General features: G+C 49.5%; 14 protein-coding genes. 4 read left to right on the top strand and 10 right to left on the bottom strand.

Annotated features, from left to right (window positions below; genetic code table 11):
* The first annotated feature begins 308 nt into the window (after positions 1–308).
* The 3 genes from SBL51_RS01705 to SBL51_RS01695 all read left to right on the top strand — a co-directional run bounded on the left by SBL51_RS01705 (position 309) and on the right by SBL51_RS01695 (position 4,400).
* Positions 309–2,411, top strand: coding sequence for a carboxy terminal-processing peptidase (locus tag SBL51_RS01705; protein ID WP_317928739.1), 2,103 nt, complete (start codon positions 309–311; stop codon positions 2,409–2,411).
* Positions 2,408–3,220 (top strand): exodeoxyribonuclease III, encoded by an 813-nt coding sequence (xthA, locus tag SBL51_RS01700; protein WP_317928738.1) that lies wholly within the window; start codon positions 2,408–2,410, stop codon positions 3,218–3,220. Before SBL51_RS01705 ends, xthA begins: the two co-directional genes overlap by 4 nt.
* A gap of 97 nt (positions 3,221–3,317) precedes the next feature.
* A complete protein-coding gene (locus SBL51_RS01695; protein ID WP_317928737.1) occupies positions 3,318–4,400 on the top strand; it encodes a mechanosensitive ion channel family protein in 1,083 nt (360 codons plus the stop codon).
* On the opposite strand, the gene SBL51_RS01690 is transcribed toward SBL51_RS01695, so the two are convergent.
* From SBL51_RS01690 to SBL51_RS01650, 9 genes are all read right to left on the bottom strand, one after another.
* Complete coding sequence (locus tag SBL51_RS01690; protein ID WP_317928736.1) at positions 4,384–5,385, bottom strand: tyrosine-protein phosphatase; 1,002 nt, start codon at positions 5,383–5,385, stop codon at positions 4,384–4,386. The two genes, SBL51_RS01695 and SBL51_RS01690, sit on opposite strands and share 17 nt — an antisense overlap.
* A gap of 37 nt (positions 5,386–5,422) precedes the next feature.
* Positions 5,423–7,594, bottom strand: a complete 2,172-nt coding sequence (locus SBL51_RS01685) for a response regulator (RefSeq protein WP_317928735.1) — start codon at positions 7,592–7,594, stop codon at positions 5,423–5,425.
* Positions 7,595–7,637: 43 nt separating this feature from the next.
* Positions 7,638–7,838: a DUF2788 domain-containing protein gene (locus SBL51_RS01680; RefSeq protein WP_317928734.1), complete on the bottom strand. Its 201-nt coding sequence runs from the start codon at positions 7,836–7,838 to the stop codon at positions 7,638–7,640.
* Between the two features lie 145 nt (positions 7,839–7,983).
* Positions 7,984–8,535, bottom strand: a complete 552-nt coding sequence (locus SBL51_RS01675) for a DUF1285 domain-containing protein (RefSeq protein ID WP_317928733.1) — start codon at positions 8,533–8,535, stop codon at positions 7,984–7,986.
* Positions 8,536–8,806: 271 nt separating this feature from the next.
* Entirely contained in the window at positions 8,807–9,508 is a 702-nt protein-coding gene (gene trmH, locus SBL51_RS01670; RefSeq protein WP_317928732.1) for a tRNA (guanosine(18)-2'-O)-methyltransferase TrmH, read from the bottom strand.
* A gap of 3 nt (positions 9,509–9,511) precedes the next feature.
* Positions 9,512–10,576, bottom strand: a complete 1,065-nt coding sequence (sohB, locus tag SBL51_RS01665) for a protease SohB (RefSeq protein WP_317928731.1) — start codon at positions 10,574–10,576, stop codon at positions 9,512–9,514.
* Positions 10,577–10,588: 12 nt separating this feature from the next.
* A complete protein-coding gene (locus SBL51_RS01660; RefSeq protein ID WP_317928730.1) occupies positions 10,589–11,242 on the bottom strand; it encodes a DUF4006 family protein in 654 nt (217 codons plus the stop codon).
* Positions 11,243–11,254: 12 nt separating this feature from the next.
* Positions 11,255–12,061 carry an NAD(+) diphosphatase gene (nudC, locus tag SBL51_RS01655; RefSeq protein WP_317928729.1) on the bottom strand — a complete coding sequence of 269 codons (807 nt, stop codon included), beginning with the start codon at positions 12,059–12,061 and terminating at the stop codon, positions 11,255–11,257.
* A gap of 5 nt (positions 12,062–12,066) precedes the next feature.
* Positions 12,067–13,740 carry a hypothetical protein gene (locus SBL51_RS01650; protein WP_317928728.1) on the bottom strand — a complete coding sequence of 558 codons (1,674 nt, stop codon included), beginning with the start codon at positions 13,738–13,740 and terminating at the stop codon, positions 12,067–12,069.
* Between the two features lie 782 nt (positions 13,741–14,522).
* On the opposite strand from SBL51_RS01650, the gene nhaB reads away from it, so the two are divergent.
* Positions 14,523–16,055, top strand: a complete 1,533-nt coding sequence (gene nhaB, locus SBL51_RS01645) for a sodium/proton antiporter NhaB (RefSeq protein ID WP_317928727.1) — start codon at positions 14,523–14,525, stop codon at positions 16,053–16,055.
* A gap of 63 nt (positions 16,056–16,118) precedes the next feature.
* Here nhaB and sthA read toward each other — a convergent pair whose 3' ends face one another.
* A complete protein-coding gene (gene sthA, locus SBL51_RS01640; RefSeq protein ID WP_317928726.1) occupies positions 16,119–17,528 on the bottom strand; it encodes a Si-specific NAD(P)(+) transhydrogenase in 1,410 nt (469 codons plus the stop codon).
* Between the last annotated feature and the right edge of the window lie 440 nt (positions 17,529–17,968).

Below are 17,968 nucleotides of genomic sequence, written 5' to 3'. Positions count from 1 at the left end.
CAACCAAAGTGCCTCTAGAGTGCAGATACCGGGACTGCTAGACTATCGGCCACATAAACAGATTACCGTAGCCCATAGCCCGATTTGGGCGGCTAAACTGTATGAATCGGGCTAAATGTGCAAGCAAAATTTGCATGACGATGGGACCTAGCTGTTGCAAATTATGATAAAGGCGTCACGTACGGGAACAATCAATCATCTAAACGAGTCAAAAGTGGCCAGTTCGGCCTCTATAATGACCGCCTCCCCCATCACCTCCATGATAGCTCGCTATATCGATAAACTTATCTAAAACAAAGGCTTAAAGAATGTTTCAAAAGTTATTTGTTAGTGTCTTACTGGGCGCAATCGCCATCAACGCCTGCGCTAAGCCTGAGCCTATCCGTATTACCGAATCCCAGTCGCAAACCCTGGCTGAGATCATCGATACCTTAAGCAGCAAGCACTACCGGGTCCAGCGGGTTAACAACAACCTGTCGGAAAAGTATTACGAGAATCTCCTCTCCAACCTGGATCCTTCCAAAGCATTCTTTCTGGCCAGCGATATCAACGGCTTCGACCGCTACAAAACCAAACTCGACGATCACCTGCGCGAAGGTGATCTCTCCCCCGGCTATGAGATCTACAACACCTATCGAGACCGCGTTGAGTCGCGCCTGGAGCAGGTTATCGGGCTGCTTGAAGACCCAAAAACCCAGTTCGACTTCAGTATCGACGAATCGATAGAGCTGGACCGGGACAAAAGCGGTAAGTGGTTCGAGTCAAAATCAGCGGCAGATGAGTACTGGCGCAAGCGAATCAAATCCGCTGTGCTCAATTTGGTACTGGCCGACAAGAGCGTCGATGAAGCTAAAGAGACCCTGGTTCGCCGCTATTCCAACCAACTCAAACGGTTAAGCCAACAGGATCAACAGGATGTATTTGAAATCCTGATCAACTCACTGACCGAAATTTACGACCCGCACACCAGCTATTTCTCCCCCCGCTCGGAAGAGAACTTCACCATCAATATGTCACTCTCGCTTGAGGGTATTGGTGCCGTGCTGCAAACCGAGGACGAGTACACCAAAGTGGTGAGAATTGTTACGGCCGGCCCCGCCGACAAACAGGGCGACCTAAAAGCCGCCGACCGTATTGTCGCCGTAGGCCAGGGTAAAGAGGGTGAACTGGTGGATGTAGTCGGCTGGCGTCTGGACGAAGTGGTCAGCCTTATCCGCGGCCCGAAAGACTCTGTTGTGCGCCTGCAGATCATTCCTGCGGATGGCGCGTCAGAGAGCGATACCAAAGTGATCGCGATTACCCGCAACAAGGTAAAACTTGAAGAGCAGGCCGCCAAAAAAGCGGTATTTGAGGTACCCGATGGAGCCGGCGGCACCATAAAATTGGGGGTGATTGATATCCCCGCCTTCTACCTCGATTTTGAAGGCTATCGCCGCCGTGAGCCGGATTACAAAAGCACTACCAACGACGTTCGCAAACTCCTGGACGAACTGGAAGCTGAGCATGTCGATGGTGTGATTCTCGATTTACGCAACAATGGTGGCGGCTCTTTGACCGAAGCGACCATGCTGACCGACCTCTTTATCGATGCCGGCCCGGTGGTGCAAATCCGTGAAACCAACCAAGAGATCTCCCGCCGTAACCGCAGCCGCCATAAGGCGATCTATCGTGGCCCCTTGATTGTGATGGTTAACCGCCTGAGCGCCAGCGCTTCTGAGATCTTCGCCGGCGCCATCCAGGATTACAATCGTGGTCTGATTGTGGGAACTCAATCCTTCGGTAAAGGTACCGTGCAAACCCTCACGCAAATGCACGAAGGCCAATTGAAAATCACCGAATCGAAATTTTATCGTGTCTCTGGCGATAGCACCCAACACCGGGGAATCATCCCCGATATCACCCTGCCGCAAATTATTGATCCGGAAGAGGTCGGCGAAAGCACCTACGATACCGCCCTGGAGTGGGATCAGATCCATCCGGTCAGACACGATAAGTACATCGACTTCTCCGCCGTGTTGCCTCTGCTTAGGACGCAACACGATAAGCGCAGCGCCAGCAACCCAGACATGCAGTTTATTAATGCTCAATATGAGCTGGCCAAGCACTACCGCGACAAGCCGACGCTGTCACTCAATAAAGCGATCCGAATGAAAGAGAAAGAGGATCGTGAAACTGAGCTGCTACAGCTGGAAAACAAACGACGACAAGCCAAAGGTGAACCGATTTTAAAAACCATTGACGATGTCACTGAAGAACAGGCCGATGAGAGCGATGAGTTCACCGGTGTGGATATCGATACGGAGAAAGATGCCCTCCTCATCGAGAGCGGAAACATCCTCGCCGACTACATTCGCCTGCACGAGCAAACACGCACCGCGCAAACTGAAACCACGGAAAGCGCAAATCAGTGAAGGTAGTCTCGTTTAACGTCAACAGCATCCGTGCCCGCCTGCATCAGCTCGAGGCTGTGATCGAACGTCACAGCCCCGACTTTATCGGCCTGCAGGAGACTAAAGTCACCGACGCAGAATTTCCCCAGGCAGAAATTGAGCAATTGGGTTACAACACCTATTTTCATGGCCAGAAAACCCACTATGGCGTTGCCCTCCTCTCGAAAAGCCCGGCCAACCACCTGCAAAAGGGTTTTAACTCCGATACCGAAGAGAGCCAACGGCGATTCATCTTGGGTGAATTCGATTCAGAGTGCGGCCCACTGACCATTATTAATGGCTACTTCCCACAAGGGGAGAATCAGGCTCACGAAACCAAATACCCCAACAAGCGCCATTTTTACCAAGAGTTAACCGCCCTACTTCAAAGCCGCTATAAACCCGACCAGGCGCTTTTGGTCATTGGCGATATGAACATCTCCCCCACCGACCTGGATATAGGTATAGGCGAGGATAATCGCAAGCGGTGGTTAAGAACCGGTAAGTGTAGTTTTCTTCCGGAAGAGCGCGAGTGGTTGGCAAAATTACTGGACTGGGGGCTCGTTGATACCTTCCGCTGCCGCTACCCCAGCGAAGACCAAACCTACAGCTGGTTTGATTACCGCAGTAAAGGTTTTGAGCGCGAACCCAAAAGAGGTTTACGCATAGACCTGATCCTCGCCAGCAAAGGCCTTTGCCAGCGTATGGACGACTCTGGCATCGACTATCATATTCGTGCGATGGAGAAATCCTCCGACCACTGTCCAGTATGGACTAGCTTTACAAGCTAGCGTTTTCTTTTTACCTTCCTGTATCAGTAGCATAAGTTCACGCCTCGTCTTTTGGCGATAGCATTATCTTTGCATTCAGAACTGGAGCACTGTACGCATGCCTCTCGATACACTTCAGCTCGACCATCTGCCCCCCTGGTTACTACTCAGCCTGGGCTACCTGGGTGTGTTGGTTTTACTGATTCTGGTTAAATATATAATTCTCGCGCGTGTGGAAGCGCTGATTGCAAGAACACCTTTTTTTCTCGACTCCCTGATTATCAGCTCATTGAAGCGTCCGCTGGATATCATCATCCTGGCGATCAGCCTTTGGCCGCTGAACAGCATTCTTAGCTATTACCTCCCCAATGCCGGCAACTGGGATCAATATTTTTCCTACACTACGCGAGTGTTACTGATTTTATCCATGATTATCTTCGTGGAGCGAACCACGGTTGGCGCTATCAAAAAGTATTCAGAGAGCAGTGAGCTTTTGAAAAACAGCCGGGGATTGGTAACCGGCGTTAGCCGAACAGTGATTATCGGGCTGGGTGTTCTGATTGTGCTGGGCACACTCGGCGTCTCCATCACCCCAATAATTGCCTCCCTAGGTATCTCGTCTCTGGCAGTGGCACTGGCCCTGCAACCCACCTTGGAGAACTTCTTCTCTGGGGTTCAGTTGGTGGCCGACAAACCGATACGGGTGGGTGATTTTATTGAGTTGGATTCTGGCGAACAGGGCTTTGTCGAGAAGATAGGCTGGCGCTCAACCTGGATAAAAATGTTACCTAACAATACAGTGATCATGCCCAACAGCGTGTTGTCACAGTCGAAGATTATCAACTATTACTACCCGGTGAAGGAGTTATCCGTGCCGGTGGAGGTGGGGGTACATTACGATTCCGATTTGGATCACGTCGAGCGCGTCACCCTGGAGGTGGCCCGCGAAGTTCTGCACAGCCACGAGATGGCTGTGCCGAGCTTTGAGCCCTTTATGAACTACCACACCTTTGATAGCTCCAGCATAAACTTCACCGTCATTTTACGCGGCAAAGAGTATTTTAACCGCTTTTTTATTACCTCGGCATTTATCAAGAAGCTACACAAGCGCTATGCCGAGGAAGGTATCGTCATACCTTACCCCATCAGAGCCTTAAACATAAGCCAGGAGAAAGCGGCGCTCTTTAGTGGCTCGGATTAGCCAACCACTTGTGGCGTAATTCGGCGAGCTCAGCATCATCGAAACCGAAAACGGCTTTTAAATAGTGCTCATCACCGTCGAATTGATCGTCAATGACCTCAAACAGGGTGGCGAGAAACTCTGGCTGAACGGATAACAAGTATCGGAGATTATCGACAATCTTGGGTTGGCTCTCAAAATGTTGCAGCATCTCCTGCCACTCGATATCGGAGGGGTAAAACTCAGACGTAAGCAGGTAGTCCTGCATGATAGTTTTACGATTAACCCCAAGCGCCATAAGAATCAAGGCTACCCCAACTCCAGTTCGATCCTTGCCGGCGGTGCAGTGCAGTAGAAGGGGCTGATCTTGATGCAACAGGTAGTCGAATATTTTTCGGTAAACGGCGCCCTGGGCCAAGGCCAGATCGCGGTATATAGCCTTCATACCTGCCAGCAGTTCGGGCTTGGCAATGGTTTCATCCATAACCAGCTTATTAAAGCTTCGCGCACCACCGCCACCAATAGGGAGATTGTCTATGCTGATAGGCTGGGCAATAAAGTTGAGCGTGGTTGGAGCAAGGTTAATCTCTTCCGGGCGCCTGAAGTCGAAAATCTGATTGATTCCCGCATCCACGAGGCGCTGTTGATCGTCTGCCGTTAACGCCGAAAGTTTGCCAGAGCGATAAAATGAACCCCAGCGCACAGAAGCGCCGTGCTGCGTAACATACCCGCCAAAGTCCCTGAGATTTGGGGTACCAGCAAGCGCTACTCGACGCTCTGCGACTACCACCTGATCATCGCTGGTAACCAGCAGAAAGCTATGCTTACCAGCAGGAAGTGAATCGTTTACGACAAAATCTGCAGAGTCAGAGGTGCCTAGCAAACGTTTTTCACCAGCGCCTGATAACAGGTAGATGGCGACGTCGCTGGGCTCACTTAAACGCCACTGCAGGCGATGCAGACCAAACTCATCAACACTGGCATGGGCGGTTATAAAACCCTTCACTAGCCTCCTCCCCGGCGAAATAAAACAGTCAATTGAGCTAAGCGTGAGTGACTAACCAGTGATCCAACTGCTTTTTAAGCTCATCCCTACGTATCGGCTTGGCAATGGTATCGTCAATGCCCGAGGTTAAGCAGAGGCGGTCGAGCTGGTCATTTTTCACCATGGTCAAGCCCAACAAGGGCACCCGTTTTTGCTCACGTTCATTGAGTTCCCGTATCTGTTGCGCCAGGGCAAAACTATCTCGGCAATCTTCACAACCATTCAGGTGGCAGGAGAGGAATACCAGATCATAATCGCGCTGCTCCAACCGCTTTAAGCCACTCTCCGCACTGGCGGTAACATCCAGCGAGAAATTCATTTTCTCCAGCATGTTGGAGATAACCAACTGATCAACGGAGTTATCTTCTATCAGCAGTATTTTGGATAGCTTGCGAGCCTGCTCCGCTTGTGGCTGTAGCCAGATATTACTGAACGCTTGATAAAGCTTATCCTGGGTAATGGGCTTTTGAATCACCTGAATAGCGTTTTTCTCTTCGATATAGCGCGCAAGGATACGTGATCCTGCCTGAAGATGGCTGACAACCAATACCTGAGGCACGTCGTTAACAGCCTCGAGTTGAACTATTTTTTGAGATTGAGGGATGGCGGTGAGGCTATCTTTTCGAGAGAAGATCAGCACCAAATCGAGATCCCGACCTTTATCAAAATGTTCTTGCATAATTTCCGTGAGATCTTGGCTCGCTGTGGCAAATAGAGGCTTCAGACCCCAGCCGGTAAAGATCTCCAACAGCTCCTGCTCGATCTTGCGTGGAGCATCGATAACCAGCACATGCTCGCCGTGAAATTTGCTTTCGTACTGTTTCAGGAAAGATTGGCTTGAGAGCGGTGTCAACGGCAACTCGAGCCAGAAAGTTAATTTCTCTGAGTCGGTGATACCGATATCGCCGCCCATGGCTACGGCCAAATGTTTACTCATGTTGAGGTTAAAGCCGCTCACCTTGGGCGTGCTTTGCGACATTCCCATGCCAATCAAGGCGGCCGCATTGCTCTCGCCCTCGTCGATGATATCGATAGACAAACTCAGTTGCGCACTACCATCCTGCTCACAATGAATATTGACTATTAGATCTGTTCCCTGGCCGAGCGAGATAGACTGGTCAATGAGGCTATTGATCAGTTGCGATGTGCGGATGGAATCGCCTTTTACACGAGTGGGAATATGCTCAGCAAAATTGAGCGAAAACTCTTTGCCGTGTATCTCAGCATCGACCTCTTTCTCATCGAAGCTCTCTTCAATTAACTTTGGCAGGTTAAAAACGGTTTCATCCAAAAGTAATTTGTGCGCTTTGATTTTGGAGTAGTCGATAACACTATTGACCATCTGTAACTGCCGCTCGCCGGCTTTTTCGGCGATTGAGAGCAGTTGGCGCTGTTTATCAGTGATATTGCTATCGTGGGATAGCACAGAAAGCGCACCGACAATGTCGTTTAAGGTGGAGCGGAATTCATCGCTCAGTTGCACGAGAAACTCATGATTAAGTTGGGCAGCAGCCTGTGAATCACGCTTCTCCAACTCCAGGGTATCGGCACGCTGTTTGAGGATATAGTTCGCTTCCAGCCGCTCCCAGTAGGACTCACACAACAACATGGCTTGGTTACGCAGCATCAGATACAGCAGCGCCATTATCAAGCCATAGAGGTAGCCATCAGCGGTATTCAGTACAAAACTGATGACAATGATTGGAGCCAATCCCAGGAATAGGTAAAGCGTAAGGAAGCGCAAATAGGGAGCCAACACCGCACACATGCCCGAATAGAACACAACGGTATACAGCCACAGAAATAGGGTCTCGCCTTTAAAACCCAGCACGTAGGTGATACAGGCAACAATAATGCCCCACCAGGTAGCCCCCAGCATCGAGGACAAGAAAAACATCGTCCGCCATTTCGCCGGTGCCCTGGGATAGATGGCATCAAAGCCAAACATCAGGTAGCCACGCAGAAGGGTGATCAGCAATAGGGCCGCCGCGAGCCCAATAGCGAGATTTATCGATTGCTTGAAGAAGTCACCCAGTATCAGGGTGACCGTAAAAACAGTGATTGAGAGCAGCAGTCCACGACGACTGTATTTCGCCATCCGGAAATCGGTTTCCCGGATAAGACTGCGGTCTTTTTGTACTTTGGAGTTTGGCGTGAATAGATCAAGCATTTTAGCAATCAGCTCAAAAACTTAGGGGTTTGGCCACGACTGGTCAGATGCCCAGATACTCCACGATGACCGTTTTGATGATAAAGCCCAGCAACCCCATTCCCAGCGCCCCGAACAGCACAATCGTGCCAAATTTGCCGGCTTGGGATTGCTTGGCGAGATCCCAGATAATAAAAAACATGAAGGCCATTAAGCCCCCCACGCCCAGTATTAGCGAAATATTCTCGAACTGATCAATATCCACAACTTAAACCACCACAACTTCAAGGGCTAATTTACGGTATCTGACGAATTGCTTCGTAGACACCGTCCCAAAGAGCCTGCCCTGCTAAAAGAGTCCGCCACTTAGTGGCGCTAGTTTATACGAAATATCCGCTAACCTCAGCGAATTAATGCGCTTCTAATGAGAACCAGCAGCCCCCACTCCAGATACCAATCTCGCCGGCATCGTTTTCAACGGCTCTATTGGCCAGCTCATAATAGACGTTGCGGCTTATAACACCATTCAAGCCATCCCGACAAGCAACTACCGGTAGTGGGCCATCTGCGAGCTGCTCGACCCACAACGAATGATCCCGCCCTATTGCCACGGGGTAATCGCTAGGCCCATTCAACACCAAGGCTTCTTGTCCCGCTACAGAGCAGATCTCTAGGCTGTCGTAGAAAAGAGGATAGCTATCAACACGAATTTGCCATTTTTCTACAGGAGTGACCAAATAATAGTCACCGCCCTCTTTCTTAAGAATTGATGAGAATAAGCGCACTAGCGGCTTACGCACTATTGGCGAGCCTTCATGTAACCATTCACCATTGCTTTTTATGACAATATCTATGACACCGGACAACTCTGGATTCCAGCGATCGACGGGGGGCAATGATGACTTCGATTGCGCATCCATTGCCTGCAGTTGGTTATAAAGCTGGTCTATGTTGTCTGCCATGGCACCACCCTAATATTTATACTGATTCAATAATAACGATCATTCAAATATGCCGAATCGGTTTAAAAAATAGGCAGCCACCACTGGAAGTTTCTCAGGCTTGATCGATACTTAAAGTGTACTGGTCGCATCCCCCCCAATCCTGCGGCCAGTAGGGCTTCGGCCCGATGTTAAGGAATTTTCCTTAATGTTTCACTCCTAATGGTCTTTGCCCGACGTTCTCCCCCAAGTCGTCGGGCTTTTTTATTGGCCCCTGCTCTTTTTTTATGTTTTAGCCTTTTTGGTCTATACCGCTCTCGCGGACACGTCGATACCATTCTGAAGGGTCTATTATTTCACCGTCGTCGGGATTTATTTCGGGATAGTCTAAATTTCGTTCATCACAATAGGCGGCAACCTTCGGGTGCGCCCACTGAAAAAAACGGAGTTTTTGGACCTCTGCTGGCAATTGGTTGGCCCCGTACATTCCCACTTGCATACGTTGCCGCAGCACCTCCTGCAGAATAATTGCCACTGCGACGGAAACGTTTAAGGACTCAACCAACCCGACCATCGGTACACTGACATGGACATTGGCAGAAGCCAAGCCAGCTTCGCTGATACCAAACTTTTCGGCACCCACAAGAATAGCTGTTGGCTTGGTGTAATCGATATCCAGATAACTACAGCTGTGCTCGCTAAGCGCTGCGGCGACCACCTGCATTGATTGCGCCTTGGCAGTTTGTATCGCCCCATCCAATTGAGAGTGGAGCTCCACATTAACCCATTTGTGGCTGCCGGATGCAGTTCCGCGGTAACCGCGATACCCACTACCGGGTACGACGCAATGGATCGTATCGATGCCCACAGCATCGCAGGTACGCACTATGGCGGAGATATTGCGCCCTTTATGGACCTCATCGGTAATGACAGTCAGATCGGGCTGTCGATACTGCAGAGCCTGCAGAAGACGGCGATATCTTTCCGGTGTCATTCGTCACACCGGCGGACGATTGGGCATAAGACGGGTTAACCAGCGAATCACCAGACGGTCGAAGGAGGTTTCTGCCGCGCCACTGATGCGTTCGACCAAGTTTTTCTTCAAAGCGTAATTAACAGCAACTACCCGCCGTTCTGCTAGCTGGTCCATGATGTACTGGTCGCTTGTACAAATTTCATCGACCAATTTTTTTTCTAATGCTTGACGCCCATACCAGATTTCACCGGTGGCGACAGCATCGATATCCAGACCCTGGCGATGCTCAACAACATACTCTTTAAACAGAGTATGGGTTAATTCCAACTCCTCAATAAACTTGGAGCGCCCCTTGTCGGTGTTTTCGCCAAACATCGTAAGTGTGCGTTTATATTCACCCGCTGTCAGCAATTCGAAATCGACATCATGTTTTTTTAGCAGGCGGTTGAAGTTTGGCATTTGTGCCACGACACCGATGGACCCAATAATGGCAAAAGGGGCTGCAATAATGCGGTTGGCCACGCAGGCCATCATATATCCTCCGCTGGCTGCGATCTTATCGACGGCAACAGTTAAGGGAATCTCCTTGGCCTTGATCCGGTCGAGCTGGCTGGCCGCCAAACCATAGCTGTGCACCATACCGCCACCACTTTCCAATTTGACCAGGACCTCATCCTGACTGGTGGCTACACGAAGAATGGCTGAGATCGTTTGCTTAAGAGAATCGACTTGGCTTGCTTTTATATCGCCATCAAAATCAATAACAAATAGACGGTGCTTGGTATTCGCTAGCGCTCCATCTTTACCTCTTTTAGCGACAAGTTTTTCCTGCTTGGCTTCAGCTTTGGCCTTTTTCGAACGTTCTTTTTCCAGCACTTTAAATTCAGCGTCGGTCAGTACCGAATCTTCCACGGTATCGAACATGGCTTGGTAGAAGTCGTTTAAATCAGTAACTTCGATATGCCCTTTCGGGCCGCTTTTTTTGCGCCCGCTAATACCTGCAATTAAGGCGATGATCAATACAATAGCTATGACGATGGTCAACGTTTTAGCCAAAAATATTCCATATTGATATAGAAATTCCAAATCTTCCCCCGGTTAATTCCAACGGTTAATCGCATCTTCCGCGACTTTGTTAAACGGCCTGGCGATTAGCCCTGTGCGAGTTAATGCCACCTCATAGAGTGCGCCATCGGCCATAGGTAGATAGGTTGCACTACCATAGGTGGCATCAATGCCAATGTCAGACAAATTTAATTTTTGAGACCATTTCCAGATATCCAAACCGTAGTAGTTTTCATCAAGGGGATAGACTGAACGCGGCTCATTGAGTTCTTTCTCCCAGGAGTAATAGCGCCCACTAAGCCGCTCCAAGCGATAAGCCGGCTTCACACCCATTGCAGCTAGAGTATCTGGCCATTTGATAATACGGGCATCCAACTGCCATTGATCACCATGCATATCAAAGTAATACTCTTTGCCATCCGTGGTGATCATTTTGGTACGGAACACCTGCTCGCCCTTGCGAGTGAACTCTAGGGTGGCGACCGCTTTTTCCGCCACTATGGCTTTGTAACTGAAGAAATCCAGAGCGCTGAGCGCGAAGACAACCGCACAGAACAGCAACAAAATGCCACCCATGCCGCGCAGCCAGCCAGTAATCCAACCATGACGAAAAAGAACTTTTGCGGCAAAAAAGCCAATCAATACCCCTATGGCCACCAGTACTATGGTCATCAAGTTATAAAACATCGCTCTCTCACTTTATAATTTTGGATTTGCAGCATAGTGCTCAATCAACTGCCCGGAGATAGACACGGATGGAGGGTGATCAGGCAAATCATGGATAGACCACCACTCGGCTGCCACAATTTCGTCTTGGTCGACCTGGATATCACCATCTAAATACTCGGCGAAGAATCCGACCATCAATTGATAGGGAAAGGGCCATGCCTGACTACCGAAATAGCGCAAATTATGAACGCGGACACCAACCTCCTCTGCCACTTCCCGCATTAGTGTTTGCTCGAGATTTTCACCGGATTCAGCGAATCCCGCGATGCAGCTGTAGGTATTGGTGGTATAACGGCGATGCTTGGCGAGCAAAACCTTATCTTTATTATGGATTAAGGTAATGATGCAGGGTTGAATTCTAGGAAACCAAAATTTATTGCAGGTTTTGCATTCCAGGGCATTTTCTGTTGTTGCCATTGCCGTGGCACTACCGCAAATACCGCAAAATTGATGCTCTCGCAACCAATGAAAGTACTGCACGGCACGCGCGTGATATTGGAATTCGTCGTCGGTGTGCAGGGCGAGGAATTCGCGTAGGTCAGCCCAATGCCACTGCCCTTCAGCACCGACGGCTTCAAAACCCATCTCCGCCAACAGTGGTAATAGGTGCAGATTCTGGAGGTTGTATTGCCCAAGCGAATGCGAGTCGATTTGATCGGCAGCTGCAATAACGCCAAGATCCAGTAACGTGGGTAGAGTATGGAGAGTCTGCTGGCCATTCAGACAGAGCAAACGGCCGTTTTGTACAACGATGTATAAATCAAGGGAGTTGATCATGGGAGCTATTTTATTAATCCCAAAGAGCTCAGGCTGGTTTCAGCAATTTGGAGAATACTGTCATCGGTATTTTTGTCGGACTGCAAAGCAGTAACATAGTACTCCAAACTAACGATGCAATCGGCAAAAGTCTCCAATAACTGCTGCAAAACTGCTGGGTGGTCCTCTCCCAACAACTCCTCTTCTATAAACTTCTCTGCCAGTGCGAGAACCTGCGCACAACGCTGACGGTGCAGCAGCGTCATACCACCTTTAATAGTGCCCAGTGTTTTGGCCACATTACGTATATGCCCCGTATCATAGTTCGATTCAGCAAAGGCGCTTAGCGCACGTTTCACCATTAGCAAACCGGTCTCAGCCTCCTGCAAGACTATCAGTTCGGCTTCAGCCAACTGCCGGTCGGCGATGGCAACATCTGCATCCTGGGTTTCACCCGATTGGTAACCTGCCTGATTTTTAAACAGAACCACTGAGCTTTCTATCTGCAAGAAGGCATCGGCCACCTCTGACAACACTGCTCTATCTGGTTGACCACCGGTGGCATGCAGTCCGGAAATGACTTTAGCCTGCTCCTTCAAGCGGATGCTTGGCTTGGTTAAGCCGATTACCGCCAGAATATCGGCGAGTTTCTTCAATAGATCGACCAGGGTATCAAAATCAGCTGTGCTCTGCGCCTGAGCACTTAACTCCAACATACGTTTAGCCGATTCTATCTCTTCCTCGAATACTGAAATTACCGATTGAATGGTGTTGAGGCTGGGCCCGCTGAGAATCTCCGCCTCTTTTTGTAACTGTTTATCGGTGTAATTAGCTCGAGAGATCCCGAACTCAGTCAGCAATTTGTTGATTTTTTGATCCGTGCCGGCGGAGATTGGGCTGATTGCACACCAGTAGACAAACTCATTGTAGAGCTGTTTGGGCGGTACAGTTTTGCTGGCATCGACATCGGTTTTGATCAGAGTTCGAATCAGCTTTTCGACCAGCATGAGCAGCTTTCTACGCGACATGGACAGCTCTGCGCGCCCACTTAAACTCGCTTTAATTGCCAGTTCACCAGCGGCAAATAGCACGCCAACAGGACGTTTACTGTACAGACCAGTCAATCGCTCAAGGGCTATTGACATCATTTTCAGAGGTGGCTTGACCGGCTTATTCTGTAGCAGTGCTACCAAACCGATCTGGTACATGTGGCGCAAACGCGTGGCGGCGGCTTTAAGGTCGCCACTCTGCTGGCTCGACGCTTTTATCCAGGTCAGATTCGCGACTGACGCGGGATAACGCACTATTTTGAAAAAGTGGCTATCAGGCAGTGCCGATTTGCCACAACAAGCGCGCAGTTCATTTATCCAAGGTAGCAGCAACTCCGGATGGTCGGTTTTGGTATTTTCCAAAAACTCCAGGTAACGCGGCAACACAAAGAAAGCGTTGGTTAGGGACTGTAAAGTACCCTCTGCCACGGTTTTATCCCCGGGAGTGATATCTTGCGCGACTTCCAGAATACTGGCGGCCAGTTGATGTGGCCCGCTCAGCTGAATCATGGCCAGCGTACCAGTGATCTGCTGCAAACCTTCGATACTGGCTTGTAACTTAGAACCATCACTACTGCTGCCAAAAAAGTCTTCTATGTCCCTTGCGGATGTTTCAATCGTTGTGAGCAGCTCATCTCGAACCAGTTTCAAGGCACTTATAACGTTAGTTGGAGGGGTGTGTACCACGGATTCCACCTTAATAGTCGCTACAACCACATAGAGTCCGCTGTGTGCCATAACCTGGGCAGCCGACTAAACGCATATTAGCTTCGTCAAATACAGTCATTCTTATTAATACTGTTATCCACTATGTTCTCTAAGGGAGCCGTCTGGAAACGATTCCCGCCCTAAGTTTAGGCCCAAAATGGTCGCTAGGCGCAGTCGTTGACGATTAAAGTTCTTACCGTCAGCGGACTAACTCCCTCAGCTGCAAAGTGAGGCTGGGCATTAATTGCCGAGTTTCGCAATAAGTGAGAACATACCGGCCATTCCCAACCGCTTATTTCAGCAGCACAATTGGGCAATGCTCTCTCATAACTTACTATAATTCTAGCTGTTACTTTAATTTTCGATGTGATGTAATTGAAATTGCAGAATTTTTCTACAAATTTAATTGTGTAAACAGTAAACCTGGGGAACATCCTATAATTACTATCCCGACAGCCCCTGAAGTAAAATATTCTTCATAAACAATAATTTGCTAATATCAAATCAGAATGATTAGACTGTTAACAATCATGTTTACTGTACGTTGCTAGCCCCGAGAGCCGAGCTACCCTATATGCCCCAAGCACCCCTGGTTTTAACATCCGCGGCTCTAGCGTTAATACAGATAGCCTCACCTCCCCTGCCAGAGTCGTGGCACACGCTGAAACCAATTTCAAACCCACCCCTATACTCCAGTTATCAGTCTATTAAATAAGGATTCAGGCATGGACATATCCCTTCCCAGCGCCTTCGGGAGAAATTTTCTGGGTCAGGCCCCAACCTGGTACAAACAGTCCATCTTGGCGTTCCTAGTAGTGAACCCGTTGGTTATGTGGTTCGGAGGAGAGTCCGGGTCATTTATCGCCGGATGGCTGCTGATTGCCGAGTTCATCTTTACCCTGGCCATGGCATTAAAATGCTACCCATTACAGCCAGGCGGCTTGCTGGCTCTGGAAGCCGTGCTCCTGAACCTGACCAATACCGATACCATCTACCATGAGGTGGAGGCCAACCTTGAGGTGATATTGCTGCTGATCTTCATGGTGGCAGGTATCTACTTCATGAAGAACCTACTGCTCTATCTATTCACAAAAATCATTACCGGGGTTAAATCAAAGTTAGCACTTTCGCTGCTTTTCGTACTCTCAGCGGCCTTTTTGTCGGCCTTTCTGGATGCACTAACCGTTACAGCCGTGCTGATCAGTGTCATTGTTGGTTTCTACTCGGTTTATCACAAGGTTGCGTCAGGCAAGCAGATTCATCAGGACCAGGATCACGACCATGCAGATGACAGTACAGTTATTGAATACCACCGAAGTGATTTGGAAGAATTCAGAGCGTTTTTGCGCAGCCTGATGATGCACGGTGCCATTGGCACAGCCTTGGGTGGCGTTTGTACCCTGGTGGGTGAGCCGCAAAACCTGTTGATTGCGGAGATCGCAGACTGGGACTTCGTTACTTTTGCGCACATGATGTCGCCAGTGACCATACCCTGTTTTATTGTGGGCTTAACCACCTGCATTATCTTGGAGAAAACTAAGCTGTTTGGTTATGGCACCAAACTGCCGGAGACCGTACGTCGAGTCCTTGAGGAGTTTGGCGAGCGGCAGACCAAGCAACTGACTAATCGCGATATTGCGTCACTGATTGTGCAAGGCTTGGTAGCCGTCTTCCTGGTACTGGCACTGGCCTTCCACTTGGCAGAGGTGGGCTTGATCGGCTTAACCATTATCGTTGTCACCACGGCCTTTACAGGTATTGTGGAAGAGCATCAAATTGGCCATGCCTTTGAAGAGGCCCTACCGTTCACTGCTCTACTCGTGGTGTTCTTCTCCGTAGTAGCGGTAATTCACGATCAACACCTCTTTTCACCCGTTATTCACGCAGTGTTGGCGATGGATGTTGAAAAACAAACCCCGATGTTTTTCCTCGCCAATGGGGTGCTGTCGATGATCAGCGATAATGTGTTTGTCGCAACCGTCTACATCAATGAGGTGAAAGCGGCGCTGGATAACACCGACCCATCACAGATCACCATTACCAGAGAGCATTTTGACCGCTTGGCTGTTGCCATTAACACCGGCACCAATTTACCAAGTGTTGCCACACCCAATGGCCAGGCGGCGTTCCTGTTTTTGTTAACTTCCGCATTGGCGCCACTCATCCGCCTCTCCTATGGCCGAATGGTTATCATGGCCCTGCCCTACACTGTGGTGTTGTCGGTGGTCGGTATCAGTTGTGTGACCTGGCTGCTTTAGCCAGAGTATTGACGTTCAGGATAGGAAGCTGGGCCTGGAGATCACCAGGCCCAAGAGGAACCCCTAGCGGGCAGACATGCGATTGACACGGTTCAGGCCATTGAACGCTGCTTGTCGATAAGCCTCGGCCATGGTGGGATAGTTGAACGTGGTGGAGACGAAGTACTTAATGGTATTGGCTGACCCCTGCTGCTTCATAATTGCCTGGCCAATATGGATGATCTCCGAGGCTTCGGCACCAAAGCAGTGAATACCAAGTATTTCCAAGGTATCCACATGGAAAAGGATTTTCAGCATACCCACGTCTTCACCCGATATTTGACCCCGGGCAACGTGTTTGAAGAACGCTCGACCAACCTCGTAAGGAATCTTCTGCGCGGTTAGCTCCCGCTCTGTTTTACCCAGTGAACTGATCTCTGGCAGTGTGTAAATGCCGGTGGGAACATCGGTGGCAAACACCTCGGAGTCTTCACCACAAATCACCCGGGCAACAGCCCTTCCCTGATCAAACGAGGCACTGGCCAGGCTCGGCCAACCGATAACATCCCCCACTGCGTAGATATTATCCACCTCAGTTCGGTAGTTGTTATCAACTGTTAATTGGCCACGGTGGTCAGCCGTTAAACCAATGCTCTCCAGGTTTAAACGGTCGGTGTTACCGGTGCGGCCATTACACCAGAGCAGTGCGTCCGCTCTCAGACGTTTACCGGAGTTTAGCGTGATAGTTACACCTTTTTTATCACCCTCGACGGATTGGTACTCCTCGTTGTGGCGAACCATTACTCCACCATCGCGCAGGTGATAACTCAAGGCATCGGAAATTTCGTCGTCAAGGAACGACAATAAACGTTCGCGGCTGTTGAGCAAATCAACCTTAATACCCAAACCAACAAATATCGAAGCGTACTCGCAACCAATAACACCAGCGCCGTAGATCAGCAAACTTCGCGGTGTATGCTCCATAGTGAGGATGGTATCGCTGTCGTAGATGCGCGGATGGTCGAAATCAACATTGGTTGGACGATAAGGTCGAGAGCCCGTTGCAATCACAATAGTCTGCGCCGTGATCACCTCAACCGCTCCGTCACTCAGGGAAATCTCTACTGTATTCTGATCCCGAAAACTGGCAGAACCAAAATAGAGTTGAATACGGTTGCGGGTAAAATTGGAGCCGTGCATCTCCACCTGCTTGGGAATCACCCGGGATGCAGCCTTGAGCACTTCTGGAAACGGTAATCGGCGATGATCACCCACCACACGGAACAGTGCATCGTTTTTGAAGCGAATAATCTGCTTAACAACGTGCCGCAGCGACTTTGAGGGGATAGTACCTTTATGTGCACAGTTGCCACCCACCATGCTCTGCGACTCAATCAGCGCAGTGCGTAAACCGTGCTTCGCACAGTAAATTGCCGCAGACTCACCGGCCGGGCCGGAGCCGATAATGATAACGTCGTAATTAAATTCGCTCATGCCGAAGGCATACTCCCTATACAGATTTCAATAAAGAAATCGGCCAACCAAGGGCTATAACAGTTTCCACAAACGCAATCGACCCTCTAACCGCAATAGAAGAAAAGGAATGAAGACGCGTCTAACAACTGTTATGCAGCACCCAGGTTATAACCAACCACTTAATTAGTTTAGTAAAGAATGAAGATATTATTAATCATCTACTGATAAGTCGACTAATTGGTGATACTACGCCAATACCAACAATCAATCATTACGACCAAGGCAGGGGTGACCACCAAGAGATGGGCTGTAACCCGTCAATAGCAGAGATTCAATAGCACTTGGCCAGACTGGGATGTACCGCCGGAAACAACAATTAAACGCGTTCCTGCGGCCTATGACTTATAGAGCTGTAGCCGTCGAGTCTTTGCAGCTTTCGATATAAAAACGAGCAGCAG

Origin of the sequence: Halioxenophilus sp. WMMB6, from assembly GCF_033283405.1 — a bacterium.
In the GTDB taxonomy this organism is placed as follows: domain Bacteria; phylum Pseudomonadota; class Gammaproteobacteria; order Pseudomonadales; family Cellvibrionaceae; genus Halioxenophilus.
This window is presented reverse-complemented; position numbering and strand designations above follow the sequence as displayed.